Here is a 25,674-nt window from a genome sequence, read left to right as displayed (position 1 = left end):
GGAGGTTCGCACCATGCGTCCCGCTCCTTTGCGGCCTGCCGCCACTGTCTCGACCGCTGCCGCGCAGCCCCAACGCTATCTCACCAACGACGAAGCCGCCGAGTACCTGCGGCTGTCGCCGCGCACGCTGGAAAAGCAGCGCGTGATCGGTGGTGGTCCGCGCTTTCGCAAGTTCGGCCGGCGCGTCATGTACGCCGTGGCCGACCTCGATGCCTGGGCCGCCGACCGCAGCTTCGAGACGACTTCCGATCCCGAGTACGCCGAGCACCACTCGGCCGACAGCCGTGCGCGCTGATCGGCGGCGCGCGGCAGGCCATCACCATGTCCAGCTCCGCGCTGCCGTTCCGGCAGCGGTCGTTGCAGGAGCGCGAACAGCTCGACCTGTTCCGCGCCTTGCCCGGCGACATGGCGCCGCGCGACAGCCAGGACTTGATGGCCTATCCGTTCTTCTCGCTCGGCAAGTCCAAGCGGGTCAAACCCATCGACTTCCGCGCGGGCAACGTGACGATCCGCGTAGAGGGCACGCAGGAGCACGGCATCGCCACGATTTGGGATGCGGACGTGCTGATATGGGCGGCCTCGCAGATCGTGGAAGCGAAGGACGCGGGCCTGCGCCCGTCGCGGCTGATGCGCGCGACGCCCTACGAGATCCTGCGCTTCATCGGACGCGGCAAGTCGCTGCGCGACTACCAGCGCCTCAAGGCCGCGCTGGATCGCCTGCAATCGACCACGGTGGCCACGTCCATCCGCGAGACAACAGGCCGGCGCCTGCACCGCTTTTCGTGGATCAACGAATGGAAGGAACTGGCCGATGCCAGCGGCACGCCGCTGGGCATCGAGCTGATCCTGCCGGACTGGTTCTTTGCCGGCGTGCTCGACGCTGCGCTGGTGCTGACCATCGACCCGGCGTATTTCCGGCTCACCGGCGGCATCGAGCGGTGGCTGTACCGCCTGGTGCGCAAGCACGGCGGCAAGCAGGCATACGGCTGGCAGTTCGACTTTCGCTATCTGCACCAGAAGTCCGGCAGCACCGCGAAGCCCTACGACTTCGCCTGCGATCTGCGCGCGCTCGTCGCGCGGCAGTCGCTGCCCGGTTACGTCCTGGGCATCGAGCGGATGCCCGACAACGGCATGGAACTGCTGACGTTCCGGCCCGTGCCGCAGACGGCACGGGGATAACTCCGGGAAAGCCTGTGAATGGTGTCGTGCTATCAGGCGTGCGGGGTATCGTGCTATCAGGCGTGGGACTATCGTGCTATCAGGCGTGCCGATCGGCCGCAAACCCGCGCCAGCACTGGGCTTGCGCGTCCTCTAACTTCCCTAACTTAGTTTCTCTAACTTTTAGTAGGGAAACGCCGCTGCGGTGGACAACCACCCCGCGGCCACAAACGCAGCAGCAAAAGCCCGGCTTTCCAGCATGGAGGGCCAGGCCATGATCGTCGCACTGCTCAACCAGAAAGGCGGCGTCGGCAAGACCACGCTCGCCACGCACATCGCCGGCGAGTTGGCGATGCGCGGCCAGCACGTCGTCCTGCTGGACGCTGACCCGCAGGGCTCATCGCTGGACTGGACGCAGCGCAGAAGCCAGCAAGGCTTGCCACGGCTGTTCAGCGCCGTGGGCCTCGCACGCGAAACGCTGCACCAAGAGGCGCCGGAACTCGCCAGGCGGGCCGATCACGTCATCATCGACGGCCCGCCGCGCATCGCCGCCTTGGCGCGCTCCGCGCTGCTGGCGGCCGAGCGCGTGCTGATCCCGGTGCAGCCCAGCCCCTACGACTTGTGGGCCAGCGCCGAGATGGTGGCGGTGATCCGCGAGGCGCAGGTATTTCGGCCTGCGCTGCGCGCGGCCTTCGTCATCAATCGGCGCGTCAGTACCACCGTGATCGGGCGCGAAGCACGCCAGGCACTCGCCGACCAGCCGCTTCCTGCGCTGCGCGCGGAAGTGCATCAGCGCATCGTGTTCGCCGATAGCGTGGCCGCTGGCCGGCTTGCACGCGAGACGGCACCCGACAGCGCCGCCGCACGCGAAATCACTGCGCTGGTGGACGAATTGCTGCGGTGGCCGACATGACCGCGAAGCCGCCATCGAACAGCAAGCGCACGGCAAAGCGCGTCGGCATCGGCGCGCGTCCGCCCGCGAATCCGCACGCCGAGGCGTGGATTCGCCAGGGCGACGCCGATGCGCTGGGCAAGGGCGACCTCTACACCGCCCGTCTGACTCTCGACATCACGCCCGCGATGCGGGCACGCATCAAGGTGTCGGCCTTCACGCAAGGCGTGACCGTGGCCGACCTGCTGCGTGGCCTGTTGGAGCGGGAGTTTCCAGAGCACCGCAGGGAGAACGCACCATGACTGCATCCGCTTCGCCTGCCGCTGGCGCGGCTACGGCTGCACTTGCCGGCCAGCCTGCCAGCGCGCCGCTGACGCGCGTGGCGCTGGCCTACATCGAACCACGCTTCAAGCTCTACCTGCGCTTCGGCGAACCTGCGCGCACGCACCAGCTCGACCGCTGGCGCCGTTGCGCGGTGTTCCTGCCGGGCGCCATGTTGTGCCGTATCCGCTGGCAGGCCAACGACTACGGCACTGTGCGTTGGCAGCTCATGGTGATGCAGGCTTGCACGCCGCTGGATGCCGCGCAGCGCATCCCCGGCGTGCAGCCGGGGGCGCGCTTGCTGCTCCACGCCGAAGGGGAGAACCAGGTGCGCGCGGTGCTGGAGTGCATCGACGCCATCGAGGCGCTGGGCATCGCGCCCGCCGCTGTCTCGCCCGCGTACTGGCGCACGCTCGCCAACCGGCTCGCTGCACGCCTGCCGCTGCCCGAATACACCGCCGAGCGGCACGCTGCCTGGCTAACCGGGAGGACGCTGCCATGACGCTTCCATCCGCCGTTGCCAGCGCAACCGGCATCCCGCCGCATCCTCGCTCGCGCCTGCGCGCTCGCCTCGTGTTGGCGGGCCTGTCCGCCTGCGGCCTCGCTGCGCTCGCCTGGGCGTCCTTCGTGCATCCGCTGCCGCGCCTGATCTACAACCCGTCCGACAGCGTGGCGGTCGGCTGGTATCGCGTCGATCCGCAAGGCCACGGCACCGACTCGCCGCCACGTCCCTTGTCCGTGGGCAGCATCGTCCTGACCACGCTGCCGCCAGACGCCGCCGCGCTGGCCGCGCAGCGCGGCTACCTGCCGGCGCGCGTGCCGCTGCTCAAGCGCGTGGGCGCCGTCGCGCCGCAGGAGGTGTGCAGCACTGGCCGCGTCGTCCGCATCGACGGCGTGCCTTCGGCCGCCGTGCTGCCTGCCGACCGCTGGGGCCGGCCGCTGCCATCCTGGCAGCAATGCCGCCGCCTCGAATCCGGCGAACTGTTCCTCTTGAGTGTGACCAACCCGGCGTCGTTCGACAGCCGGTATTTCGGGCCGGTCAGCGCATCCGCCGTGATCGGGGTCGCGCATCCAGTCTGGCTGGAATCCCGCCCATGATGGCCGCCGACTCGCTGCACGTTGCCGTGCATCTTGTCGTGCCATCGGGCGTGTCGCTCTGCTGGCCGTCGCCGTGTCGTCGCGCGTGCAGTGCGGGTGCATTCGCACCGCACTTCGCGCTGCCTTCGGCGCAGCCGTCCAACGTGCAGGCGTCTTGCCTCGAACGCGCCCGGCCTATGGCCGTCGCCGCGTTCGCCGGCGCGCTGGCTGCTCGCGCAGCAGCACCGCCGGGCCGCCGCTGCCCGGAGCGCCAGCGAGGGGCAAAGGCGGAAGGCAAGACAAAAGGACGCGGCACCGGGCCGCGTCGAAAGCCAGTCTGCACATGGGGTGGCGCGGCACGGAGCGGCTTCGCCGCCGTGCCGCTTGGGGCGCGAGGCCCGCGCCAATGCAGGGCTGTCCGCGTGCTTCACACGACCGGACACGCCAGAGCTTGCAGGGAGCGCAGCCATGACCGACCGCCGCGACGATGATTTCCGCATCCGCCCCAGCGCACCGAAGAACCGGGGCCAGAGCTTCGTTTCCAAGGTGCTCAAGCAGGCAGGCAAGGCCAGTAGCGGCAAGTCGTCGGTGCGCCGTCCTGGCGCTGCCAGCGGCTCCGGGAGGGGCAACGGCCAGCGGCCCGGCTCGCGCCTGGGGCGCGGCCACACGGCCGCGCGCTTCGCCGGAGCGAAGCTGACGCCCATGTCGCGGCGCGTGACCATCAAGACGCTGCTGGTCAACCAGCGCCAGGCCAGCCCGCAGTCGCTCGCCAAGCACCTGCGCTACATCGAGCGCGACGGCGTGGGCCGCGATGGCGAGCCGGGCCAAGCCTACGGGCCGCAGACCGATGCCGCCGACCTCGACGCTTTCAAGGAACGCTGCGCCGACGACCGACACCATTTCCGCTTCATCCTCTCACCCGAGGATGGCCCGGAACTCGAAGACCTGCGCACCTACACGCGGCACCTCATGGGCCGCATGGAGGCCGACCTGGGCACGGGCCTCGATTGGGTGGCGGTCAACCACTGGAATACCGACAACCCGCACACGCACATCGTCGTGCGCGGGCGCGATGACACCGGCAAAGACCTCATCATCGCGGGCGACTACATCGCCGATGGCTTCCGCCATCGTGCGGCCGAACTGGCGACCGAGTGGCTGGGGCCACGCACCGAGCTGGAGATCCAGCAGACCTTGCAGCGCGAGGTGGAACAGGAGCGGTGGACGAGCCTGGATCGCACGCTCAAGCGCGAGCTGGGCGACGATGGCCTGGTGCATGTCGAACGGCTCAACGAGCCGAGGTTGCAACGCCAGCGCCTGCTGCTGATCGGCCGGCTGCAACGCTTGCAGCGTCTGGGCCTGGCCGACGAAACGCAGCCGGGCACCTGGGCGGTCCATACCGACGCCGAAAAGACCCTGCGCGCCCTGGGCGAGCGTGGCGACATCATCCGCACCATGCAGCGGGCCATGAGCGGCCAGCCGCGCGAGCTGGCGGTGTTCGAGCCGGGCGAGGATGGCCGAACCATCCTCGGCCGCGTGGCCGCGAAGGGGCTGGCCGACGAACTGCGCGACCGGGGCTATCTGGTCATCGACGGGGTGGATGGCAGGGCCCACTACGTCGCGCTCAACGCCCGCGACGAGCTGGCGAACTACCCAGCCGGTGCCGTGGTGGAGGTGAAGGGATCGGCCGACGTGCGCGCCGCCGACAAGAACATCGCCGCACTGGCGAGCGGTGGCCTGTACCGCACCGATCATCACCTCGCCATCGCGCAGGGTCAGGCCGTACCGGGCCGCGATCCGCAGGAAGTCGTCGCGGCCCACGTCCGCCGGCTGGAAGCCCTGCGCCGCGCTGGCATCGTGGAGCGCGTGGCCGAGGGACTATGGAAGGTGCCGGACGACTTGGCCGAACAGGGCCGCCGCTACGACGCGCAGCGCCTGGGCGGCGTGGCCGTGGAACTGAAATCGCACCTGCCCATCGAGCGGCAGGCCCGCGTTATCGGGGCCACCTGGCTTGACCAGCAGTTGATCGGCGGCGGCTCGGGCCTGGGCGACCTGGGCTTTGGCGGCGAGGCCAAGCAGGCAATGCAGCAGCGCGCCGACTTCCTGGCCGAACAGGGGCTGGCCGAGCGGCGTGGGCAGCGCGTGATCCTCGCGCGCAACCTGCTGGGCACGCTGCGCAATCGGGAGCTGGCGCAGGCCGCCAAGGACATTGCGGCCGAAACCGGCTTGGAACATCGGCCTGCGGGTGACGGTCAGCGCGTGGCCGGTATCTACCGGCGCAGCGTCATGCTCGCCAGTGGGCGCTACGCCATGCTCGATGACGGCAAGGGGTTCAGTCTGGTGCCGTGGCGGCCGGTGGTCGAGCAGCGGCTGGGCCAGCAGCTTGCCGCTACGGTGCGCGGCGGCGGCGTGTCCTGGGAGATAGGACGGCAGCGTGGGCCTGCCGTTGGTTAACTTCCTACGATAGCAGTGTCCGGCACGGGGTCGCACAATAAACCGATTGACGGTCGGTTTTTTGTGGTGGATACTCTTGAGTTCGAGTCAAAGCTCGGAGCCGACAACATTGACCAACCACAGCGTACCAACACTTGGCGATCTGGAAATCGCCGTGCTCGAAGACATCTGGCGCTTCGGCCCGTCCGACACCAAGGCGGTGTACGCGCGCATTGGGCAGTCTCGCTCGATTTCCTTGAACACCGTGCAATCCACGCTAGAACGTCTGTTTCGCAAGGCCATGCTCCAGCGCGAAAAGATCAGCCATGCCTACGAATACTCGGCACGAGTATCTCGCCGGGAACTGATCCAGAAGCTGGTCGAGTCCACGGTGCGTCGTGTCGCAGGCCCGCAGCCGGATGCGTTGTTGAGCGCCTTTGTCGATCTTGCTGCAAGGGCGGATGATGACCAGCTCAAGAGGCTGGAGGAGTTGATTGCCCGTCGTCGCGCTGAATTGGATCAGCCGTGATGACGAGTTATGGCCCACTACTTCAGTTCGCATTGCTATCCGGCTTCGTGCTGGCAGTAACGCTTACCCTGCTGATTGGAGCCTGCGAGCGCCCATTACGCCGTGCGCTGTCGGGAAAGACCCCCTATCAGCGAGCAAGAGTGTCTTGGTGGATGCTGGTAACACCCGCATTGGCGGGTATTGCCTATACGGCCATGACCATCGCCATGCCGTCGATGTTTGATGATTCGGCCAGATTTGCCGCTGCCTGCTCTGCGCACGCTGACACGCTGCTGCACCTGTGCGTTTGGCACCCGAGCGGCAATGGGCAAAGTGCCTGGCTATGGGGAGCATTGGCATTGTTGGCGGGATACGCGGTTTGGCTGGCTTTACGGGCCGCAGTTGGCCTTTGGCGTGCTCGTCGAACCCTTGCCTCGATGGTGCGCCTGAGCTGGCGTCCGGGGCATCCAGACAAACTTCGCGTGCTTGATGTCGATCAGCCTATGGCGCTGGCTTGTGGCGTCGGGAATGGCCACATCCTGCTTTCAACCTCGTTGATGCGGCGACTCGACCCAACGCAATTGCGCGTGGTGCTGGCGCACGAACAGGCTCATATCGCCAATCGAGATGTGCTGCATCGCCTGATCGCTGTCGTCTTGTCGAGCATCCAGTTGCCGGGCACTCGTCGCCGGCTGTTGCGCGATCTGGAACTCGCCTTGGAACAGCGTTGTGATTTCGCTGCTGCAAACGAAGTGGGATGCCCTGTCGCCGTAGCCGAAACCATCGTTGCAGTAGAAAAGATATTTCGGCAACACGCCAAGAAACAGATGCCTTTGGCTATGGCGTTCTTTTCCGATTTCGTCCCTGAGCGTGTCGAGGCGTTGCTGTCGTCCAAGCACTCGTCTGTCTCATACCTGGGGCCGATGCTGGGCATTCTTGTTCTGGCGTTTTGCAGCCTATCTACCGGCTGGCTGCATTCCGTGACCGAATCTCTCATCACTGTGATGACGAGGTAAGTCCATATGCGCGCGTGCTGTGTTTTTTTGCCTGAAAAACCGATGGATGATCGGTTTTATGACGACTCCACTCAGGCGTGTGCGAGCAGCCATGACGCGGAATCGTTTGCTCGCCACCTGTCGTCGTCGTGAGGATTTTCATGAATTTGATCCGCTTAGTAGCCTTGGTGTTTGTCGGAGCCTGCGGTACATCCGCAGCCCTGGCCGCCGAACCCCTGCGATTGGAGGAGGCAGTCTCCCGAGCACTGGCCGCCCACCCATCCATCGCCGCCGAAACGGCGCAGCTCCAGGCCGTCCGAGCGCGCACACAGCGCGAAGCCCTGCCACCGCCTTACACCATTGGCGGCGAGGTTGAGAACGTCGCTGGGAACGGCAACCTGCGAGGTATCCGCTCGGCTGAAACGACATTGCGCATCGGTCGGGTCATAGAACTCGGCGGCAAGCGTGAGGCTCGCCAAACGCTAGGACAAGCCGAGCTGAGAGAACAAGAGCACCAGGCCACCAAAACGCGGATAGACCTGGCTAGTTCAACGACGGCCCGCTTCATTGAAGTGCTCGCCAGGCAACAGCGATTGACCTATGCCGAGGAACGCATCAAGCAAGCGGAACGCACGCGGCAAGAGGTTGCTGCGTGGGTAAAAGCCGCACGCAATCCTGATTCAGATTTGCAGGCTGCCGATATTGCAGTCGCTGAGGCCCAACTGAATCGGGAGAGTGCTGAACACGAACTGGCAAGCGCCAAGATGACTTTGGCCGCAAGCTGGGGGGCAACGATCCCCGACTTCGGCGAGGTCGTCGGCGACCTCCAAACCTTGCCGACCGTGGCGCCATTCGAGACGCTGGCCGCCCGTTTGCCCATGACGCCGGAACTGTGGGCTTCGCGTTTGCGGGCCGACACCATCGGCGCCCGCCGCCGGCTCGCGGAGGCCGAAGCCAAACCCAACATCGACGTCAGCTTGGGCATTCGGCGTTTGGAAGCCTACAAGGATCACGGCGTAGTGATGTCGATCTCGGTGCCGCTGGGCAGCCCGACGCGCTCTGGATACGCGGTATCCCAGGCCAATGCGGAGCTTGCTGCGCTTGAAGCGAGGCGTGACGCCGAACGTTTTGAGCGCCATCAGGCGCTGTTCGACAAGTATCAAGAACTCACGCGCGCACGGACAGAGGCTGAGTCGCTACGCGCACGAATGCTGCCTATGGCTGAAAGCGCCCTGGCAACGACTCGTCGCGGCTTCGAGCAAGGCCGATTCTCCTATTTGTCGTTGGCTCAAGCGCAGCGAACGCTATTCGACCTGCGTGCGCGAGCTGTGGAAGCCGCCACCCGCTATCACCTTCTGCTGGTCGAGGTGGAACGCCTCACCGCCACCGTTGAGGACACCGCACCATGATTCGCATTCTTTCCCTGCTGCTCCTTTGTGTACTTGCCGCCGCATGCAGCCCTGGCGGCGACAAGCCCAAAGAGGCGGCCAGTGCCCAAGCCAGCGGAAGCTATGAGCGCGGCCCAAACAATGGGCGGCTACTCCGCGACGGTGACTTCGCTTTGGAGGTCACCATCTACGAAACCAACGCCCCCCCGCATTACAGGCTCTACGCCTATCGTGACGGCAAGCCAGTTGCCCCCGCTGATGTTGCCGCAACGATCAAGCTCTCCCGTTTGGATGGCGAGGTCAACCAATTCACGTTCAGGCCAGAAGGCAACTATCTGGTCGGCAGCGGTGAAGTGACCGAGCCGCATTCTTTCGATGTCGCCGTGACCGCCGAACACGCCGGAAAGAAGTCCACTTGGTCTTATGAATCCTATGAGGGTCGCGTAAGCATTCCGGCTGGTATCGCCAAGGATGCTGGCATCAAGACCGAATCAGCGGGGCCGGCAGTCATCCGAGACGTTGTGCGGCTGATGGGAACCGTTGTTCTGGATGCCGACAGACACGCAGCGGTTCGCGCACGCTTCCCTGGCATCGTGCGGTCAGTGAACGTGCAACAGGGCGAGCGAGTCCGCCGCGGCCAGACGCTGGCCATCGTGGAGGGCAACGACAGCATGCGCACCTACCCGATTACCGCACCGTTCGACGGCGTGGTGCTCGCACGCAACACGAACGTCGGTGATGTGGCTGAAGCAGGTGCGCTGTTCGAGTTGGCTGACCCGTCCTACGTATGGATCGACCTGCGCGCCATCGGCACCGATGCCGAAGCCCTACAGCCAGGGCAGCCGGTACGAATCCGGTCAGCCACCGGGAAGACCGAAGCCAGCGGAAAGATCCAGCGATTGTTGCCGGTGGCTGGCAGCGGCCAAAGCGTCATTGCCCGCGTCAGCATCCCGAACCCGGAGGGGCGCTGGCGCCCTGGCATGACCGTGGCGGCCGAGGTCACAGTAGGCACGCGCAAGGTATCACTGGCGGTAAAGGAGTCCGGGTTGCAGAGATTCCGAGACTTCACCGTGGTTTTCGCACAGGTTGGCGAGACATACGAAGTCCGAATGCTCGAACTTGGCGAGCGCGATGGTGAATACGCCGAAGTGACTAACGGACTCAAGCCCGGCACAAACTACGTGGCCGAGCAAAGTTTCCTGATACGCCAAGACATCGAAAAGTCTGGCGCAAGCCACGATCACTGAGGGCGCGGATATGCTCGAACGTATCATTCGCGCGTCCATCGCGCATCGCTGGCTCGTGCTTCTATTGGTGCTGGCCCTGTCCGGGCTGGGCATCTGGAACTACAGCCGCTTACCGATCGACGCGATACCGGACATTACCAACGTCCAGGTACAGATCAATACTGAGGCGCCGGGCTACTCGCCAATGGAGGCTGAGCAGCGCGTCACTTTTCCGGTTGAGACGGCGCTAGCTGGCCTCGCCCGGTTGGAATACACCCGCTCGATTTCCCGCTACGGCCTGTCGCAAGTCACTGCGGTCTTTGAGGACGGTACTGATATTTACTTTGCCCGCCAGCAGGTCGCCGAACGCTTGCAGCAGGCATCTTCGCAACTTCCGGCGGGCCTGAATCCTTCTCTCGGGCCGGTGGCAACCGGCCTGGGCGAGATATTCATGTATACCTTGGAACCCGAAAAGGGCTACGAGGAAATATGGACACCGACGGCGCTGCGCACATTGCAAGACTGGTCGGTGCGTCCGCAGCTCCGCAATCTGAAAGGCGTCACCGAGGTCAACACCATCGGCGGTTACGTGCGTCAGTTCCACATCACACCCGATCCGGTCAAGCTACTGGCCTACGAGTTGACGATGAACGACGTGCTGAACGCCGTTGCGCGGAACAACGCCAACGTCGGTGCCGGCTACATCGAACGTCACGGCGAGCAGTACCTGATCCGCATCCCCGGACAGGTAGGCGACATCGAGCGACTGCGGAAGATTGTCGTGGCAACGCGCGATGGGCTGCCACTCCGAATGTCCGACGTGGCGGAAGTTCTGGAAGGTAGCGAACTGCGAACCGGCGCGGCCACAAAAGACGGCAAGGAGGTCGTGCTGGGAACAGCATTCATGCTGATTGGCGAGAACAGCCGAGCGGTTGCACAGCGCACGGTAGAAAAGCTCGCTGAAATCGACGCGACACTTCCCGAGGGAGTCCGAGCGCACGCGGTTTATGACCGCACTCAACTCGTTGATCGCACCATCGCAACCGTGCAGAAGAATCTTCTGGAAGGCGCGTTGCTGGTGATTGCCGTGCTGTTCATGTTGCTAGGCAACCTGCGCGCAGCCCTGATAACCGCAGCGGTCATTCCGCTCGCCATGCTGCTGACGATCACCGGCATGGTGCAAAACCGAATCTCGGCCAACCTGATGAGCTTGGGCGCACTGGATTTCGGCCTGATTGTCGATGGCGCGGTCATCATCGTGGAGAACTGCTTACGCAGGTTCAGCGAACGACAGCACCAGCTCGGTCGGCTGTTGACCCGCGATGAGCGTTTCTCGCTGGTTTCGAGCGCCAGTGCAGAGGTCATCAAGCCTGCCCTGTTCGGATTGTTCATCATCACGGCGGTTTACCTTCCAATATTCGCGCTATCGGGTGTGGAAGGAAAGATGTTCCATCCGATGGCTCTTACCGTCGTGATCGCATTGACTGGTGCGATGGTGTTGTCCCTGACTTTCGTGCCCGCTGCGGTCGCGTTGTTTGTCACCGGCAAGGTTTCCGAGAAGGAAACCAAGGTGATGCGGGGCATCAGCCGCTTCTATGCGCCACTTCTCCAGAAGGCAATCAGGCTGAGAGTCGCCGTCGTCGCGGCGGCAGCGGTGTTGGTAGTGCTGTCTGGTTTGCTTGCAACGCGCCTTGGCACCGAGTTCATCCCTAATCTGGATGAAGGCGACATCGCCTTGCACGCGATGCGGATTCCCGGAACGAGTCTGACCCAGGCGATTGGCATGCAGCGCCAGTTGGAAGCGCGGATCAAGGAGTTTCCAGAGGTTGAGGAAGTCTTTGCCAAGATCGGTACTGCCGAGGTTGCGACTGATCCCATGCCGCCTTCGGTAGCTGACACTTTCATCATGCTCAAGGATCGCAGCGAATGGCCCGATCCGCGCAAACCGAGAGCCGTATTGCTTGCCGAGCTGGAAAAGGCGGTGAACACCATTCCCGGCAACAACTACGAGTTCACTCAGCCCGTGCAGATGCGCATGAATGAGTTGATCGCGGGTGTTCGAGCCGAGGTGGCGATCAAGGTGTATGGCGATGACATGGAGCAACTGGCCCAACTAGGCTCCAAGCTTGAAGCCGTGGCCGAGAGTATCGAGGGATCTGCTGACGTGGCGCTCGAACAGATTACGGGCCTGCCGCTGATGACGATCACGCCGAACGTGGATGCACTGTCTCGATACGGTCTGGCGATCGCTGACATACAGCAGACGGTGGCAATCGCTCTTGGTGGTGCCGTCGCTGGTCAGGTGTTTGAGGGCGATCGCCGCTTCGATATTGTGGTTCGGTTGCCCGAAGCGCAGCGCCAAGACCCTAAAGCACTGGCGACACTACCCATTCCCGTCCCGAGCGGCACTGCTGCCGCACCGGGCCAAGCCGGTTACGTACCGCTTGGCCAGCTTGCGTCAATCGAAGTGGCACCCGGCCCCAATCAGATCAGCCGCGAGAACGGTAAACGCCGGATCGTCATTACCAGCAATGTGCGCGGACGCGATTTAGGGTCGTTCGTGGAAGAACTGCGTGAGCGCGTAAGCCGCGAAATCACACTGCCAGAGGGCTATTGGGTCAATTACGGAGGCACGTTCGAGCAACTCATTTCGGCGAGCCAACGGCTGTCCGTCGTCGTGCCGGCTGTACTGGTTCTGATCTTCGGCCTTCTGTTCATGGCCTTCGGCTCGGGCCGGGACGCCACAGTCGTCTTTAGCGGCGTGCCATTGGCACTGACAGGCGGCGTTGCCGCATTGTGGCTACGCGATATTCCGCTTTCGATTTCGGCAGGGGTTGGATTCATCGCCCTATCCGGTGTGGCGGTGCTCAACGGCCTGGTGATGGTGAGCTTCATTCGCAAGCTGCACCACGAAGGCACGCCGATTCACGATGCCATCGTGAACGGCGCGATGACGCGGCTACGCCCGGTACTGATGACTGCGCTGGTTGCAAGCCTTGGTTTCGTCCCGATGGCCGTCAACGTCGGAACGGGTGCGGAAGTGCAACGACCCCTTGCAACCGTCGTCATTGGCGGCATTGTTTCCTCGACGCTGTTGACGTTACTGGTGCTGCCGGCCCTGTATCGCCTCATCCATCGGCGCACCGATAGCCAGGACACCGCGCCGGCGTAAGCAAGACGCCAATTTCAACGGTTCGCATGGCGCGGCGAACGAGAAAGACGCTTGCCGCACCCGAACCACATGGATTCTTAGGTGAGTAATTGAGGTATGAAATTCATGCGTGAAAGATCACTTGAAGTAATGCCGGATCGCCATCGACCGACCTGGCAACGGACTTCCCTGTTTCTTATGGCGACGACTATCCTGCTGTTCGCGTGCGCGAATCAGGCACTCGCCCATGCCGTTGCCGAGGGCGATAAGGGCTACATCCAGGAAATATCCGGCGTCAACCTCATCCCTTTTATGTATCTAGGGGCGAAACATATGGCGACGGGATACGACCATATCCTGTTCCTGCTTGGCGTAATCTTCTTCCTGTACCGGATGAAGCATATCGCCCTGTATGTGACGCTATTTGCCATCGGCCACTCAACCACGATGCTGCTTGGCGTGTATTTCAACGTCGGGATAAACAGCTACATCATCGACGCGATCATCGGTCTTTCGGTGGTTTACAAGGCGCTCGACAACATCGGCGCATTTCAGCGTTGGCTCGGCTTCCAGCCCAACACGAAAGTCGCAACAGTCGTATTCGGACTCTTTCACGGATTCGGCCTGTCAACCAAGATCATCGAATACAACATCTCGCCCGATGGCCTGATTCCAAATCTTTTGGCATTCAATGTCGGCGTTGAAATCGGGCAGTTGATCGCGCTCGGCACTATTCTGATCGCAATGAGCTACTGGCGCCGAACAGCTAGTTTCTGGCGCCATGCGTACACCGCCAACGTAGCGATGATGTGTGCCGGTTTCATCCTGATCGGCTATCAGCTCACCGGCTATTTCGTTTCCTGAATCAAACACGGAGAAAATTCCATGTACAACGTATCCAAGCCAACCCTCGACGACCTTCCATCGTCGAAACAACTGCTGCGCTCGACGCTCATTGCACTCGTCGCCGCCATCGCAATTTTGGTCGGCATCGTCCTTCCCTCCGAGTACGCGATCGACCCAACAGGGATTGGTCGCGTCCTCGGCCTGACGGAAATGGGGGAGATCAAGACGCAATTGGCCGAAGAAGCCGCTGCGGATGCCGCGAAGGATGCAGCCATGCCCGCTGCCGCGACGACAGGGAATGCAGGCACCGCCGCGCCTGCACAAGCACAGAACGCCGCGCAGGCGGAGAACGGCGCCGCCTGGCGCGATGAAATGCGCGTCGCACTCAAGCCCGGCCAAGGGGCGGAGGTGAAGTTGAGTATGAAGGCCGGCGAGCAGGTCGAGTTCAGTTGGGTTGCCGAAGGGGGCGTTGTGAACTTCGATACCCACGGCGATGGTGGCGGCCAGTCCATCAGTTATGAAAAGGGTCGCGCGGTGCCCGCTAGCAATGGCGTGATCCAGGCTGCCTTTAGTGGAAATCACGGTTGGTTCTGGCGGAACCGTGGCGACGCTGACGTGACGGTGATTGTTCGCACTCGCGGTCAATACATGGAAATGAAGCGCGTCTTGTGATTGGCAAATTGGTTACGGGCACATGCCCATGCACTCCGGCTTCCCCCCCCCATGCCAATTGCATGGCAGGAAGCCGAAGTTTCCCGCCCTGCCACATAGGCCGGGCCTCATCCCAGGAGATATTGAAAAATGAACATTCGTCCGGTTTTGATTGCAGCTCTAGCCAGCGCCTCGCTCGCTTCGCCATTCGTGATGGCCCATACCGGCGGGCATGACGACGATGCGAAGGCGATACCGAAGACATGCGAGCAATTGGCAGATACGAAGCGGTATATCAGTGACGTGGCTTATCCCGAAGTAAAGAAGCTGAAAGAGCAATGCGACGCCGCGAAGAAGAAGCCAAACGCGGCGCAATCTTCTGCGGAACGCCGCCCGTCCAACGGCGGCAACTGATTGTTTAGGGCGTAGCCGCGACTCACAGGTCGCGGCTACCGCCTGCGATGCGCACTCGTGGGAGCTATTCGTCTATGGAGTTGAGACATCTAAAATACTTTCTCGCCGTGGCGGAGGAGCTTCACTTCGCTAGAGCTTCGGAGAAGCTGCACATTGAACAATCTCCACTTTCTCGCGCCATTAAGGAGCTAGAGGAGGAGCTAGGTGTTGTACTGTTTGCCCGTACCACACGCAGCACTCGCCTAACACGTGCAGGTAAGTTGTTTCTGGAGCATGTCCGCCGGGTATTTGCTGTTCTGCAACAAGCGCGCGACAGCGTAAAAGCAGCGGCCAATGGATTTCACGGTCAGTTGCGGGTGGCCTTATCGGACGGCATTACACCGTCGCGCCTTCCGGCGGTGCTCGCTTTGTGCCGACAGGAAGAACCTGAAGTCGAGATTCGCTTCTCCGAAGTGCCGTTGTCGCAACAAATCAAGGGGCTACACGACGATCTTTATGACGTAGGATTCGCGCAATCAGACGAAGTGGGCGAAGGCATCGTCGCTATACCCGTCTGGAGCGATGCGCTCATGGTGGCTGTACCTGCTCGACATCCTCTGCTGGTGCATAAGCGCATTCCGTTGGAGGAACTGCTCCGCTACCCTCTGGTTCTGTGCGATCCACAGGTTTGCGAAAGCCACGCGAAACACGTTGATCGGGTACTGCGCCGTGCGGACATGGAACCCCTGATCGCGGAGCGCGTGGCCTCCTGCGATTTGATGATGGCGCTTGTATCGGCCGGCTTCGCGCTTGGGCTTACGGGTGCAGCACACATTACAGCTAGCAGACAACCGGGCGTGGTGGCCCGCCCCTTGGCATCACGTGTCCCACCCCTGACAACCTATCTGCTGCACCCTATAGGCGAACCATCGGAGGTTCTGGCTCGATTCATTGAGCGCGTACAGGCCATCGAATCTCTGGAATCTCCCAGGCCCATGCTGGGCCGCAATCTTGATCCCCCGGAGGAACCTGCGCCATGACGAAGATCATCCATTTCTTGCTGGTGCCGGTGTTGACCGCCTGCGGCCAATCCGAAACGCCTCAGAAGGCCAACACATCGGAAGCGAATATCCCAACGGTGGAGGAACTGGCAGCCAATCCCGAACGGTTGAAGGAACTACGCCAACAGTGCAAGACGGATCGGCCCAAGCGGGGTGACGTGCTCTGCAATCGGGTGGCCGGGGCCACGCGCAAACGGTTCTATGGCGACGGCGAAACGCCCTACACGCCGCCGAAGGAATCGCCCAAGTTCTGATCGTTGGCAGTTCGCCGCATCGGCTTCAATTTTCTGTTCGACACGCCGCAATGCGCTATCGCTTGCGGCGTTTTTCTTTGATTCGACGCCGCGCGAATTCTGTCTTTTTGCTCGACCTTTCTGCTCGAAACGGTCTTTGACCGGCACTGACCTGGCACCGATCCTGACGCTAGCGGCACGTCCTTGTGCCGCGCTTTCCATGAGGAAGAAGCGCAGGGGAAATCGGAGGCCAGGTAATGCAAGGGACGAACGTGCTGTTCGGTCAGATCGCCGTGGTATTCGGCATCGTGATCGCCGGCGTGTGGGGCGCCACACAATGGACAGCAGCCGCCCTTGGTTATCAGCTACGCCTTGGCTCGCCCTGGTTCGATCTTCTTGGCACACCGATCTACCACCCGTGGAAGCTGTTTGAGTGGTGGTTCTTCTTCGATGCCTACGCGCCGCGCGTGTTCGATACCGGCGGCGCCATCGCGGGTGGCAGCGGCCTGCTGGCGGTGGTGGTCGCCATCGGCATGTCGATCTGGCGCTCACGGCAATCGCGCCTGGTCACGACCTACGGCTCGGCGCGCTGGGCGAACGCGGATGACATTCGCAAGGCGGGTCTGACGCAGCCGGCCGGCGTATTCCTCGGCCAGCACGACCGCCAGTACCTGCGGCATGAAGGCCCGGAACACGTCCTGACCTTCGCTCCCACACGCTCGGGCAAAGGTGTCGGCCTGGTGGTGCCGACGCTGCTTTCCTGGCCTGCGTCCGCCGTCATCCACGACATCAAAGGCGAGAACTGGCAGATCACTGCCGGCTGGCGTAGCCGCTTCAGCCACTGCCTGCTGTTCAACCCCACCGATGCAAAGTCGGCGACCTACAACCCACTGCTGGAGGTGCGGCGCGGCGCGCATGAGGTGCGCGACGTGCAGAACATCGCGGACATTCTGGTCGATCCCGAAGGTGCGCTGGAGAAGCGCAACCATTGGGAAAAGACCAGCCATGCGCTGTTGGTCGGCGCCATCCTGCATGTGCTCTACGCGGGCGAAGACAAGACGCTGCGCGGCGTCGCCAACTTCCTGTCCGACCCGGCCAGCCCCTTCGAGCTGACCTTGCACCGGATGATGACCACGCCGCACCTCGGCGATGGGCCGCATCCTGTCGTCGCTTCGGCGGCGCGCGAAGTGCTCAACAAGTCGGACAACGAGCGTTCCGGCGTGTTGAGCACCGCCATGTCGTTCCTCGGCCTGTACCGCGACCCCACGGTGGCCGAAGTCACATCGCGCTGCGACTGGCGCATTGCCGACCTGATCGCGGCAGAGCATCCGGTGTCGCTGTATTTGGTGGTGCCGCCCTCGGACATATCGCGGACGAAGCCGCTCATCCGCCTGATCCTCAACCAGATCGGCCGGCGCCTCACCGAATCGCTCGATGGCTCCGATGGCATCGAGCGCCGCCACAAGCTGCTACTGATGCTCGATGAGTTCCCCGCGCTGGGACGACTCGACTTCTTTGAGACGGCCTTGGCCTTCATGGCGGGCTACGGCATCCGCAGCTTCCTCATCGCGCAGTCGCTCAACCAGATCGACAAAGCCTACGGCCAGAACCATTCGATTCTCGACAACTGCCATGTGCGCGTGACGTTCGCCACGAACGACGAGCGCACGGCCAAGCGCATTTCCGAGACGCTGGGCACGGCCACCGAACTGCGCGCCCAGCGCAACTACGCGGGCCACCGGCTCGCGCCGTGGCTGGGCCACCTGATGGTGTCGCGCCAGGAAACCGCGCGCCCGCTGCTGACGCCGGGCGAAGTCATGCAGCTTCCGCCCGACGAGGCCGTGGTGATGGTGTCCAGCGTGGCGCCGATCAAGGCCAAGAAGCTGCGCTACTACGCGGACGCCAATTTCAAGCGTCGCGTGCTGCCGCCGCCCGCGCTGGCGGACGGGCAGTACGCCGACGCGCCGCCGTCGCGGCCCGACGACTGGAGCGGGCTGGCGATTCCTGCCGTGCCCGCTGCACTGGCCGCCGCATCCGCCGATGGCCTGGAGAACTTGGGTTCGACCGACGACGGCGGCCCGCGCCGTCAGCCCGAACTCTCCGAAACCGTCGCCTACGACCCCGAGCTGGCCGCTCCCGCGGCCGACCTTGGGCTGCTCGATGACGACGACGACCTGCCGCTTCCCCTTCCTCGCCAGCTCGATCCAGCCATGCAGCGCACGGCCCGGCTGGCTTCCCTCGACCCCAACGACGGAATCGAGCTATGAGCCACTACCGCCTCAACCTGTTCATCCAGCCGGAGCACGCCAAGCGGCTCGATGAGCTGGCCGCCAAGAAAGGCGTGTCCAAGTCGTCCATCGTCGCGGCGGCGCTCGCATCGTGGCTTTCGCCCGATGCTGCCGACCAGCGCGAGGCGGCCATTGCCAAGCGGCTTGATCGCCTGTCGCGCCAAGCCGAGCGCATGGAGCGCGACCAGAACATCGCCATCGAAACGCTGGCGCTGTTCATCCGCTACTACCTGACCGTGAGCACGCCAGTTCCCGAGGCGCACCAAGACGCGGCACGCGCGCAGGGCAAAGCGCGCTTCGAGCAGTTCACCGAGCAGCTTGGCCGCCACCTGCTGCGGGGCCGCAGCCTGGTGCGCGACGTGGTGGAGGAACTGCATCCCGACCCGATGCGGATGGAAGACGCGGCGGCAGCCGCGCAAGCGCAGGAGCGTGCGTCATGAGCGCCATTCCGCAGTCCATGAGTGCCACGTCGCTCGACCGCCGCATCCAGATGCTGCGCACGGCGATGGGGCCACTAATCGCCGCTGCGCTCGAAGACCCGGACGTGGTGGAGGTGATGCTGAATCCCGATCGCACCCTTTGGGTGGATCGGCTTTCCAGTGGGCGTGCGCCGATGGGCGTGGAACTGCCCGAGGCGGATGGCGAGCGAATCATCCGCCTGGTCGCGGCCCACGTCGGCGCGGAAGTCCATCGCGGCCAGCCGCTGCTGTCCGCCGAGTTGCCCGAGACGGGCGAACGCTTCGAGGGCATCTTGCCGCCGGCAGCGCCAGGGCCGGCCTTCGCGCTGCGCAAGCGCGCCATCGGTGTGATTCCGCTGGAGCGGTACGTCATCGACGGGATGATGACCAGCGCGCAGGCGGGCTTTCTCGTTCGTGCCGTGCGCGAGCGGCAGAACGTGTTGATTGCCGGCGCCACCAGCAGCGGCAAGACCACGCTCGCCAATGCTTTGCTCGCCGAAAACGCCGCCACCGGCGACCGCGTGCTGGTGCTCGAAGACACGGTGGAACTGCAATGCGCGGCCCGCGACCACGTTCCGCTGCGCACCCGCGCGGGCGTGGTGTCGATGACCGAACTGGTGCGCTCGTCCATGCGCTTGCGCCCTGATCGCGTCGTCGTCGGCGAGGTGCGCGGTGCCGAGGCGCTGGATCTCATCAAGGTGTGGGGCACGGGCCACCCCGGCGGCATCGCCACGATCCACGCCGGCTCCGCGCTCGGCGCGCTGCTGCGCCTGGAGCAACTGATTCTCGAAGTGGCGGTGAATCCGCCCCGTGCGCTGATCGCCGAGGCGGTCAACGTGGTGATCCACATCGCCGGACGCGGGCGCAAGCGCCGCATCGAGAGCATCGCCCGCGTCGTCGGCTTCGACGGCGTGGGCTACCAACTGGCGGACGCGCTGGAAACGCCGTTTCCCGAGCTGCCGCCACGTCCCGATGCCGCACCCGCTGCGGCGACATCCCCATCCCCTGACTCACTTGGAGAACTGCCATGACGCAGATGACCATTCCTGCTTTCCGTTTTTCTGCAAATCCGGCTTTGCGTCTTGCGCAGCTGCGCTGCCTGGCCCGCCCTGCGGGGCAAGGGCTGTTGCTGGCCGCGCTGCTGCTGTTCCTGGCCGGAACCGCGCAGGCCGCCGGTTCCTCGATGCCGTGGGAAGGCCCGCTGCAATCCATCCTCGAATCCATCCAGGGGCCGGTGGCGCGCATCGTCGCGGTCATCATCATCATCGCCACGGGCCTCGCGCTCGCGTTCGGTGACACGTCCGGCGGATTCCGCAAGCTGATCCAGATCGTGTTCGGTCTGTCCATCGCCTTCGCGGCGTCGAGCTTCTTCCTGTCGTTCTTCAGCTTCTCCGGCGGGGCCGTCGTATGAGTGCCCCGGACACCTTCGCGGACGGCTTCGAGGTGCCGCTGCATCGCTCGCTGACCGAGCCGATTCTGCTGGGCGGTGCGCCGCGCACCGTGGCGATCGCCAACGGCACGCTGGCCGCCGCTGTCGGCCTGGGCCTGCAACTGTGGATTCCCGGCGTGGTGCTCTGGATCGTCGGCCATTCGCTGGCGGTGTGGGGTGCGCGCGTCGATCCGCAGTTCATGCAGGTCTTCGCCCGGCACATCAAGCACCGCCCGCTGCCGGACGTGTGAGGGGAGGACGCCGCGATGCTGAACCTCGCCGAATACCGCCAGCGCCCGGCCTTGCTTGCCGACTGGCTGCCCTGGGCCGGGCTGGTCGCACCGGGCGTCGTCTTGAACAAGGACGGCAGTTTCCAGCGCACGGCCCGGTTTCGCGGGCCTGACCTCGACAGCGCGACGCAAGGCGAGCTAATCGCCACGTCGGCGCGGTTGAACAACGCGCTGCGTCGCATGGGATCGGGCTGGGCGCTGTTCATCGAGGCCGAGCGCCGCGCCGCCGCCGACTATCCGCGCTCGGAGTTTCCCGAGCCGCTTTCGTGGCTGGTGGAGGAAGAACGCCGGGCCGCCTTCGAGGAATCGGGCAATCACTTCGAGAGCGGCTATCACCTGACGCTGCTTTACCTGCCGCCGGAAGAATCCCGCGCCCGTGCAGCCACGATGCTCTACGAGAACACGCCGACGACCGGCGTGGACTGGCGCGGGCGGCTGCAAGCCTTCGTCGCGGAAACGGATCGCGTCTTTGACCTGCTCGACGGCGTGATGCCGGAGATCGCCTGGCTCGATGACAGCCAGACGCTGACCTACCTGCACGCGACCATCTCGACGCGGCGCTATCGCGTGGGCGTGCCCGAAGTGCCGTTCCACATCGACGCGCTGCTGACCGACTCGCCGCTGGTCGGTGGCCTGGCGCCCATGCTGGGCAACCAGCACCTGCGCGTGGTGTCGGTGCGAGGTTTCCCGACCTCGACCTGGCCGGGGATTCTGGATGACCTCAACCGCCTTGGCTTTGCGTACCGCTGGAGCACGCGCTTTCTCTGCCTCGACAAAGCCGAGGCGGAGAAAGAACTTTCCCGCCTGCGCCGCCAGTGGTTCGCCAAGCGCAAGAACGTCATCGCGCTGCTGCGCGAAGCGATCTTCCAGCAGGAAAGCCCGCTGGTCGATACCGACGCCAACAACAAGGCCGCCGATGCGGACGCTGCCTTGCAGGAGTTGGGCAGCGATCAAGTCGCCTTCGGCTACCTGACGGCGACCGTCACCGTCATGGACGAGGACGCCGCCGTGGCGGACGAGAAGCTGCGCATGGTGGAGCGCGTCATCCAGGGCCGGGGCTTCGTGACCATTCCCGAAGCGCTCAACGCCGTGGATGCGTGGCTGTCGTCCATTCCGGGCAACGCCTACGCCAACGTGCGCCAGCCCATCGTCTCGACACTGAATCTGGCCCACATGATGCCGGTGTCGGCGGTATGGGCGGGGCCGGAGAAGAACGACCACCTCGACGGCCCGCCGCTGATCGTCACGCGCACCGATGGCGCGACGCCGTTCCGGCTGGTGACGCACATCGGCGACGTGGGCCACACGCTGGTCGCAGGCCCGACCGGCATGGGCAAGTCGGTTCTGCTCGCCACGCTGGCGATGCAATTCCGCCGCTATCGCGGTTCGCGCATCTTCGCCTTCGACATGGGCCGCTCGATGCGGGCCACGATCCTGGGCCTGGGCGGCGAGCACTACGACCTGGGCACGGATGGCGAAATCGCCTTCCAGCCACTGGCACGCATCGACCGCGAGGGCTACCGCACCTGGGCCGCCGAATGGATCGAAGGCCGCTTGCTGCACGAAGGCGTGGCGGTCGGCCCCGACGAGAAGGCGGCTATCTGGTCGGCGCTGGGAAGTCTCGCCGGGGCGCCGGTGGAGCAGCGCACGATGACGGGGCTTTCCGTGCTGTTGCAATCGAACACGCTGCGGCAGGCGCTGTCGCCTTATGTGCTCGGCGGTGCCCACGGCAAGCTGCTGGACGCCGACCACGACCGGCTGGGCACGGCCGACGTGCAGTGCTTCGAGATGGAGGAGCTGATGCACAGCAAGGCCGCCGTCATGGCCGTGCTGCATTACCTCTTTGCGCGTTTTGATGAACGCTTCGACGGGGCGCCCACGCTGCTGATCCTCGACGAAGCATGGCTGTTCCTCGATGACCCGGTGTTTGCCGCGCGTATCCGCCAGTGGCTCAAGACACTGCGCAAGAAGAACGTCAGCGTCATATTCGCCACGCAGAGCCTTGCCGACATCAAGGATTCGAGCATCGCACCCGCGATCATCGAAAGCTGCGCGAGTCGGATTTTCTTGCCCAACCCGCAGGCGACCGAGCCGCAGATTCGCACGATCTACGAGGGCTTCGGCCTCAACAGGCGGCAGATCGAAATCGTCGCCACCGCGCAGCCCAAGCGCGACTACTACTACCAATCCCGCCTCGGCAACCGCCTGTTCGACCTCGACCTGGGGCCGGCGGCGCTGGCCTTCGCGGGCGCTTCCACGCCGCAAGACCAGCGCGACATTGACCGCGTGCTGCTGGACGCCGGCGTGCCCGGTTTCGCGGGTGCCTGGCTTCGCCACCGCGGCCTCGATTGGGCGGCCGACCTGCTGCCCTCGTTCCCCGGCCTCGCGCCGGGTGCTCGCTGACCAACCCCTGGAGAACCTGCCATGAAGAAGCGCCTTGTCGCGGCCGCCATCGCGGCCATGCTTTGCACCGCCACCGCCCATGCGCAATGGGTCGTGGTCGATCCCACCAACCTCGTGCAGAACACGCTGACCGCGATCCGCACGCTGGAGCAGATCAACAACCAGATCCAGCAGCTTCAGAACGAAGCGCAGATGCTGATGAACCAGGCGCGCAACCTCGCCAGCCTGCCGTCCAGCGTGGTCGGCCAGTTGCGCGCCAATTTGGCGACCACCGAGCGGCTGATCGACCAGGCCCGAGGATTGGCCTACGACGTGACGAATCTGGATCGGGAGTTCGCGCGCCTGTATCCCGAGCAGTACGCCGCCACCGTCAGCGGCGACCAGATGTACCGCGACGCGCAGGAGCGTTGGAGGAACACGCTCCACGGCTTGCAGACCACCATGCAGATGCAGGCCCAGGTGTCGCAGAACCTGGGCGAAGACGAAAGCGTGCTGGCCGACCTCGTGGGCAAGAGCCAGTCGGCGCAAGGCGCCTTGCAGGCGATGCAGGCCATGAACCAGTTGCTCGCCTTGCAGGCCAAGCAGTCGATCCAGTCGCAGCGGCTCCAGATCACGCAAGACCGGGCCGCCTCGCTGGAACTGGCGCGGCAGGCGGCTGCCACGGAGCGCGCCCGCGAGGTGCGGCGGCGCTTCCTGGGCGACGGCACGCCGTACACGCCGCAGCCCGTGAACTTCTACGGCAACTGACGGGAGGCCGCCATGCGATGCGTCCTCGTCCTGTGTGTCGCGCTGCTGGCCGCTTGCGGCGAGCAGCCGGCCGACCACCTTGCCGATGCCCTGGCCGCCGATCCCGTGCGGCTCAAGGCATTGCGCGCGCAATGCGCGGCCGACCGGCAGGCCACGGGCGAGGATGCTTGCCGTGCCGCCGCCGAAGCCTTCCGGCGGCGCTTCTTCTCCGGCCAGGCCGGGCCGGATGAGTACCAGACGCTGGCCGACCTGCCGCCGATCCCGCCGAGCTTCGAGGAGCCGGCCGATGGCATGGCGCCGGCCGATCCCGCCGAACCGGAGGACACGCCATGAATGACGTGACCATCATCGACCAGTTCCTCAACACCTTTGCCGCTTATATCGACTCGGGTTTCGGGCTGCTGCGGGGCGAAGTGGCGTTCCTCACGGCCACGCTAATCGTCATCGACATGACGATCGCCGGCCTGTATTGGGCCATGAGCCATGCCACCGGCCAGGGCGAGGACGTGATCGCCAAGCTGCTGCGCAAGGTGCTCTACGTCGGTGCCTTCGCTTACATCATCAACAACTTCAACTGGCTGGCCAGCATCGTGTTCCGCTCGTTTGCGGGATTGGGCATCACCGCCACCGGCTCGGCCATCACGATGGAGAACTTCTTGCAGCCGGGCCGGCTGGCGAAAACCGGCATCGACGCCGGGGCGCCGCTTCTGGAGCAGATCGGCGAGATGGCGGGCTTTCCCGAAGTGTTCGTGAACCTCGACCCCATCGTGGTGATGTTCCTCGCGTGGCTGGTCGTGGTCCTGTGCTTCTTCGTGCTGGCGATCCAACTGTTCATCACGCTGATCGAGTTCAAGCTGACCACGCTCGCCGGATTCGTGCTGGTGCCATTCGCGCTCTGGAACAAGACCGCGTTCCTCGCCGAAAAGGTCTTAGGCAACGTGGTGGCCTCCGGCGTCAAGGTTCTGGTGCTGGCCGTGATCGTCGGGATCGGCTCGGGCTTGTTCGCTCAGTTCCAAGTCCATCCCGCCGAGCCGTCCATCGACCACGCGCTGGTCATCATGCTGGCCTCACTCACGCTGCTGGCGCTGGGGATCTTCGGCCCCGGCATTGCCACGGGCCTCGTGTCCGGTGCGCCGCAACTCGGCGCGGGCGCAATGGCCGGTGCTGCTGTCGGCGCTGCCGGCACGGCCGTCGCCATTGGCGCCGCTGCGACGGGCGTAGGCGGTGCCGTGGCCGCTGGCGCGCGCATGGCCCCGGCTGCCGCCAAGCTGGCCGGCGCTGGTGCGCGTGCCGCCACGTCGGCGGCTGGTAGTGCGAAATCGGCGTTCCAGGCCGGCTCCGCCGCCGCAGGTGGTGGTGCGAAAGGCGCAATGGCGGGCCTGGGCAACGTCGCCAAGACCGGCGCGCAGGCAGCCGGGCGAGGCGCTGCATCCCGCGCTTCCGCTGCCGGGCAACGCATGGCCGCTCCCTTCCGCGCTGGCTGGAATGGCGCTGCTGCCGATAGCGGCGCGGGCGCGGCATCCGGTCAGGGTGCCGCAGGCGAGGCCGCATCCGGCGCCGCTACGGCGCAGACACAGGAACAGCCCGCTTGGGCCAAGCGCCTGCATCGCCGCCAGCAACTCACCCATGCCGCGACCACCACCGCCCACGCGCTGCGCGGTGGCGATGGCGGCGGCTCCGGCCAAGGGCCAAGCCTGCGCGATTCCGATTCATAAGGAGAACTGAC

25 protein-coding genes and 1 pseudogene are annotated in these 25,674 nt (G+C 64.5%); all 26 read left to right on the top strand.

The features are described from left to right. The first annotated feature begins 13 nt into the window (after nucleotides 1-13). Nucleotides 14-295, top strand: coding sequence for a helix-turn-helix transcriptional regulator (locus BMZ43_RS23060; RefSeq protein ID WP_003107109.1), 282 nt, complete (start codon nucleotides 14-16; stop codon nucleotides 293-295). 26 nt (nucleotides 296-321) lie between these two features. Then, nucleotides 322-1,179, top strand: coding sequence for a replication initiator protein A (locus tag BMZ43_RS23055; RefSeq protein WP_023103960.1), 858 nt, complete (start codon nucleotides 322-324; stop codon nucleotides 1,177-1,179). Between the two features lie 253 nt (nucleotides 1,180-1,432). Then, nucleotides 1,433-2,071: a ParA family partition ATPase gene (gene parA, locus BMZ43_RS23045; RefSeq protein ID WP_031636931.1), complete on the top strand. Its 639-nt coding sequence runs from the start codon at nucleotides 1,433-1,435 to the stop codon at nucleotides 2,069-2,071. Continuing rightward, nucleotides 2,068-2,352 carry a hypothetical protein gene (locus BMZ43_RS23040; RefSeq protein WP_023114175.1) on the top strand — a complete coding sequence of 95 codons (285 nt, stop codon included), beginning with the start codon at nucleotides 2,068-2,070 and terminating at the stop codon, nucleotides 2,350-2,352. Before parA ends, BMZ43_RS23040 begins: the two co-directional genes overlap by 4 nt. Further along, nucleotides 2,349-2,873, top strand: coding sequence for a DUF2840 domain-containing protein (locus BMZ43_RS23035; protein WP_023103957.1), 525 nt, complete (start codon nucleotides 2,349-2,351; stop codon nucleotides 2,871-2,873). The genes BMZ43_RS23040 and BMZ43_RS23035 overlap by 4 nt, the downstream gene beginning before the upstream one ends. Continuing rightward, complete coding sequence (locus BMZ43_RS23030) at nucleotides 2,870-3,469, top strand: S26 family signal peptidase (RefSeq protein WP_023114176.1); 600 nt, start codon at nucleotides 2,870-2,872, stop codon at nucleotides 3,467-3,469. Before BMZ43_RS23035 ends, BMZ43_RS23030 begins: the two co-directional genes overlap by 4 nt. 447 nt (nucleotides 3,470-3,916) lie before the next feature. After that, nucleotides 3,917-5,902, top strand: coding sequence for a relaxase/mobilization nuclease domain-containing protein (locus BMZ43_RS23020; RefSeq protein ID WP_034023490.1), 1,986 nt, complete (start codon nucleotides 3,917-3,919; stop codon nucleotides 5,900-5,902). Between the two features lie 109 nt (nucleotides 5,903-6,011). Beyond that, nucleotides 6,012-6,410 carry a BlaI/MecI/CopY family transcriptional regulator gene (locus BMZ43_RS23015; protein ID WP_023114178.1) on the top strand — a complete coding sequence of 133 codons (399 nt, stop codon included), beginning with the start codon at nucleotides 6,012-6,014 and terminating at the stop codon, nucleotides 6,408-6,410. Beyond that, a complete protein-coding gene (locus tag BMZ43_RS23010) occupies nucleotides 6,410-7,405 on the top strand; it encodes a M56 family metallopeptidase (protein ID WP_031636929.1) in 996 nt (331 codons plus the stop codon). The genes BMZ43_RS23015 and BMZ43_RS23010 overlap by 1 nt, the downstream gene beginning before the upstream one ends. A gap of 140 nt (nucleotides 7,406-7,545) precedes the next feature. Beyond that, nucleotides 7,546-8,793, top strand: a complete 1,248-nt coding sequence (locus BMZ43_RS23005; protein WP_031636928.1) for a TolC family protein — start codon at nucleotides 7,546-7,548, stop codon at nucleotides 8,791-8,793. Further along, entirely contained in the window at nucleotides 8,790-10,019 is a 1,230-nt protein-coding gene (locus BMZ43_RS23000; protein ID WP_031636927.1) for an efflux RND transporter periplasmic adaptor subunit, read from the top strand. Before BMZ43_RS23005 ends, BMZ43_RS23000 begins: the two co-directional genes overlap by 4 nt. Before the next feature lie 10 nt (nucleotides 10,020-10,029). Continuing rightward, on the top strand, nucleotides 10,030-13,170 hold the full coding sequence (locus BMZ43_RS22995) for an efflux RND transporter permease subunit (RefSeq protein WP_033880256.1): 3,141 nt from the start codon (nucleotides 10,030-10,032) through the stop codon (nucleotides 13,168-13,170). A 177-nt stretch (nucleotides 13,171-13,347) separates the two neighbouring features. Then, a complete protein-coding gene (locus BMZ43_RS22990) occupies nucleotides 13,348-14,013 on the top strand; it encodes a HupE/UreJ family protein (protein WP_049879081.1) in 666 nt (221 codons plus the stop codon). A 21-nt stretch (nucleotides 14,014-14,034) separates the two neighbouring features. Beyond that, nucleotides 14,035-14,667 (top strand): hypothetical protein, encoded by a 633-nt coding sequence (locus tag BMZ43_RS22985; protein ID WP_023114184.1) that lies wholly within the window; start codon nucleotides 14,035-14,037, stop codon nucleotides 14,665-14,667. Nucleotides 14,668-14,796: 129 nt separating this feature from the next. Next, nucleotides 14,797-15,060, top strand: coding sequence for a hypothetical protein (locus BMZ43_RS22980; RefSeq protein ID WP_023114185.1), 264 nt, complete (start codon nucleotides 14,797-14,799; stop codon nucleotides 15,058-15,060). Between the two features lie 74 nt (nucleotides 15,061-15,134). Then, nucleotides 15,135-16,079: a LysR family transcriptional regulator gene (locus tag BMZ43_RS22975; RefSeq protein ID WP_023114186.1), complete on the top strand. Its 945-nt coding sequence runs from the start codon at nucleotides 15,135-15,137 to the stop codon at nucleotides 16,077-16,079. Continuing rightward, nucleotides 16,076-16,354: an EexN family lipoprotein gene (locus tag BMZ43_RS22970; protein WP_031636913.1), complete on the top strand. Its 279-nt coding sequence runs from the start codon at nucleotides 16,076-16,078 to the stop codon at nucleotides 16,352-16,354. The genes BMZ43_RS22975 and BMZ43_RS22970 overlap by 4 nt, the downstream gene beginning before the upstream one ends. A 236-nt stretch (nucleotides 16,355-16,590) precedes the next feature. Then, nucleotides 16,591-18,600, top strand: a complete 2,010-nt coding sequence (locus BMZ43_RS22965) for a conjugal transfer protein TraG (RefSeq protein WP_031636910.1) — start codon at nucleotides 16,591-16,593, stop codon at nucleotides 18,598-18,600. Beyond that, the gene (locus BMZ43_RS22960) at nucleotides 18,597-19,061 is read left to right on the top strand and encodes a ribbon-helix-helix protein, CopG family (RefSeq protein WP_003111089.1); all 465 of its coding nucleotides are present in this window, start codon (nucleotides 18,597-18,599) and stop codon (nucleotides 19,059-19,061) included. The genes BMZ43_RS22965 and BMZ43_RS22960 overlap by 4 nt, the downstream gene beginning before the upstream one ends. Further along, nucleotides 19,058-20,110 carry a P-type conjugative transfer ATPase TrbB gene (trbB, locus tag BMZ43_RS22955; RefSeq protein ID WP_093257018.1) on the top strand — a complete coding sequence of 351 codons (1,053 nt, stop codon included), beginning with the start codon at nucleotides 19,058-19,060 and terminating at the stop codon, nucleotides 20,108-20,110. The genes BMZ43_RS22960 and trbB overlap by 4 nt, the downstream gene beginning before the upstream one ends. Further along, nucleotides 20,107-20,490, top strand: coding sequence for a TrbC/VirB2 family type IV secretion system protein (locus BMZ43_RS22950; RefSeq protein ID WP_031636907.1), 384 nt, complete (start codon nucleotides 20,107-20,109; stop codon nucleotides 20,488-20,490). The genes trbB and BMZ43_RS22950 overlap by 4 nt, the downstream gene beginning before the upstream one ends. Beyond that, nucleotides 20,487-20,759, top strand: coding sequence for a VirB3 family type IV secretion system protein (locus tag BMZ43_RS22945; protein WP_093257015.1), 273 nt, complete (start codon nucleotides 20,487-20,489; stop codon nucleotides 20,757-20,759). The genes BMZ43_RS22950 and BMZ43_RS22945 overlap by 4 nt, the downstream gene beginning before the upstream one ends. Before the next feature lie 15 nt (nucleotides 20,760-20,774). Next, nucleotides 20,775-23,226: pseudogene (gene trbE / locus BMZ43_RS22940) on the top strand (conjugal transfer protein TrbE). Continuing rightward, nucleotides 23,223-23,948: a P-type conjugative transfer protein TrbJ gene (gene trbJ, locus BMZ43_RS22935; RefSeq protein WP_033967813.1), complete on the top strand. Its 726-nt coding sequence runs from the start codon at nucleotides 23,223-23,225 to the stop codon at nucleotides 23,946-23,948. Before trbE ends, trbJ begins: the two are co-directional and overlap by 4 nt. A gap of 12 nt (nucleotides 23,949-23,960) precedes the next feature. Beyond that, nucleotides 23,961-24,281: a hypothetical protein gene (locus BMZ43_RS22930; RefSeq protein ID WP_023114198.1), complete on the top strand. Its 321-nt coding sequence runs from the start codon at nucleotides 23,961-23,963 to the stop codon at nucleotides 24,279-24,281. Continuing rightward, on the top strand, nucleotides 24,278-25,663 hold the full coding sequence (gene trbL, locus BMZ43_RS22925; protein WP_093257011.1) for a P-type conjugative transfer protein TrbL: 1,386 nt from the start codon (nucleotides 24,278-24,280) through the stop codon (nucleotides 25,661-25,663). The genes BMZ43_RS22930 and trbL overlap by 4 nt, the downstream gene beginning before the upstream one ends. Nucleotides 25,664-25,674 lie beyond the last annotated feature (11 nt).

Origin of the sequence: Pseudomonas sp. Snoq117.2 (assembly GCF_900110545.1) — a bacterium.
Classification (GTDB): Bacteria; Pseudomonadota; Gammaproteobacteria; order Pseudomonadales; family Pseudomonadaceae; genus Chryseomonas; species Chryseomonas benzopyrenica.
This window is presented reverse-complemented; position numbering and strand designations above follow the sequence as displayed.

Excerpts from the sequence above, each read along its gene's own strand:
- trbL (WP_093257011.1), top strand. The coding sequence starts at position 24,278 with ATGAATGACGTGACCATCATCGACCAGTTCCTCAACACCTTTGCCGCT.
- BMZ43_RS23010 (WP_031636929.1), top strand. The coding sequence starts at position 6,410 with ATGACGAGTTATGGCCCACTACTTCAGTTCGCATTGCTATCCGGCTTC.
- trbJ (WP_033967813.1), top strand. The coding sequence starts at position 23,223 with ATGAAGAAGCGCCTTGTCGCGGCCGCCATCGCGGCCATGCTTTGCACC.
- BMZ43_RS22930 (WP_023114198.1), top strand. The coding sequence starts at position 23,961 with ATGCGATGCGTCCTCGTCCTGTGTGTCGCGCTGCTGGCCGCTTGCGGC.
- BMZ43_RS23000 (WP_031636927.1), top strand. The coding sequence starts at position 8,790 with ATGATTCGCATTCTTTCCCTGCTGCTCCTTTGTGTACTTGCCGCCGCA.
- BMZ43_RS23040 (WP_023114175.1), top strand. The coding sequence starts at position 2,068 with ATGACCGCGAAGCCGCCATCGAACAGCAAGCGCACGGCAAAGCGCGTC.
- BMZ43_RS23060 (WP_003107109.1), top strand. The coding sequence starts at position 14 with ATGCGTCCCGCTCCTTTGCGGCCTGCCGCCACTGTCTCGACCGCTGCC.
- BMZ43_RS22970 (WP_031636913.1), top strand. The coding sequence starts at position 16,076 with ATGACGAAGATCATCCATTTCTTGCTGGTGCCGGTGTTGACCGCCTGC.
- BMZ43_RS22985 (WP_023114184.1), top strand. The coding sequence starts at position 14,035 with ATGTACAACGTATCCAAGCCAACCCTCGACGACCTTCCATCGTCGAAA.
- BMZ43_RS22995 (WP_033880256.1), top strand. The coding sequence starts at position 10,030 with ATGCTCGAACGTATCATTCGCGCGTCCATCGCGCATCGCTGGCTCGTG.
- BMZ43_RS23035 (WP_023103957.1), top strand. The coding sequence starts at position 2,349 with ATGACTGCATCCGCTTCGCCTGCCGCTGGCGCGGCTACGGCTGCACTT.
- BMZ43_RS23020 (WP_034023490.1), top strand. The coding sequence starts at position 3,917 with ATGACCGACCGCCGCGACGATGATTTCCGCATCCGCCCCAGCGCACCG.
- BMZ43_RS23055 (WP_023103960.1), top strand. The coding sequence starts at position 322 with ATGTCCAGCTCCGCGCTGCCGTTCCGGCAGCGGTCGTTGCAGGAGCGC.
- BMZ43_RS22990 (WP_049879081.1), top strand. The coding sequence starts at position 13,348 with ATGGCGACGACTATCCTGCTGTTCGCGTGCGCGAATCAGGCACTCGCC.
- BMZ43_RS22945 (WP_093257015.1), top strand. The coding sequence starts at position 20,487 with ATGAGTGCCCCGGACACCTTCGCGGACGGCTTCGAGGTGCCGCTGCAT.
- trbB (WP_093257018.1), top strand. The coding sequence starts at position 19,058 with ATGAGCGCCATTCCGCAGTCCATGAGTGCCACGTCGCTCGACCGCCGC.
- BMZ43_RS22980 (WP_023114185.1), top strand. The coding sequence starts at position 14,797 with ATGAACATTCGTCCGGTTTTGATTGCAGCTCTAGCCAGCGCCTCGCTC.
- parA (WP_031636931.1), top strand. The coding sequence starts at position 1,433 with ATGATCGTCGCACTGCTCAACCAGAAAGGCGGCGTCGGCAAGACCACG.
- BMZ43_RS22975 (WP_023114186.1), top strand. The coding sequence starts at position 15,135 with ATGGAGTTGAGACATCTAAAATACTTTCTCGCCGTGGCGGAGGAGCTT.
- BMZ43_RS22965 (WP_031636910.1), top strand. The coding sequence starts at position 16,591 with ATGCAAGGGACGAACGTGCTGTTCGGTCAGATCGCCGTGGTATTCGGC.
- BMZ43_RS22960 (WP_003111089.1), top strand. The coding sequence starts at position 18,597 with ATGAGCCACTACCGCCTCAACCTGTTCATCCAGCCGGAGCACGCCAAG.
- BMZ43_RS23005 (WP_031636928.1), top strand. The coding sequence starts at position 7,546 with ATGAATTTGATCCGCTTAGTAGCCTTGGTGTTTGTCGGAGCCTGCGGT.
- BMZ43_RS22950 (WP_031636907.1), top strand. The coding sequence starts at position 20,107 with ATGACGCAGATGACCATTCCTGCTTTCCGTTTTTCTGCAAATCCGGCT.
- BMZ43_RS23030 (WP_023114176.1), top strand. The coding sequence starts at position 2,870 with ATGACGCTTCCATCCGCCGTTGCCAGCGCAACCGGCATCCCGCCGCAT.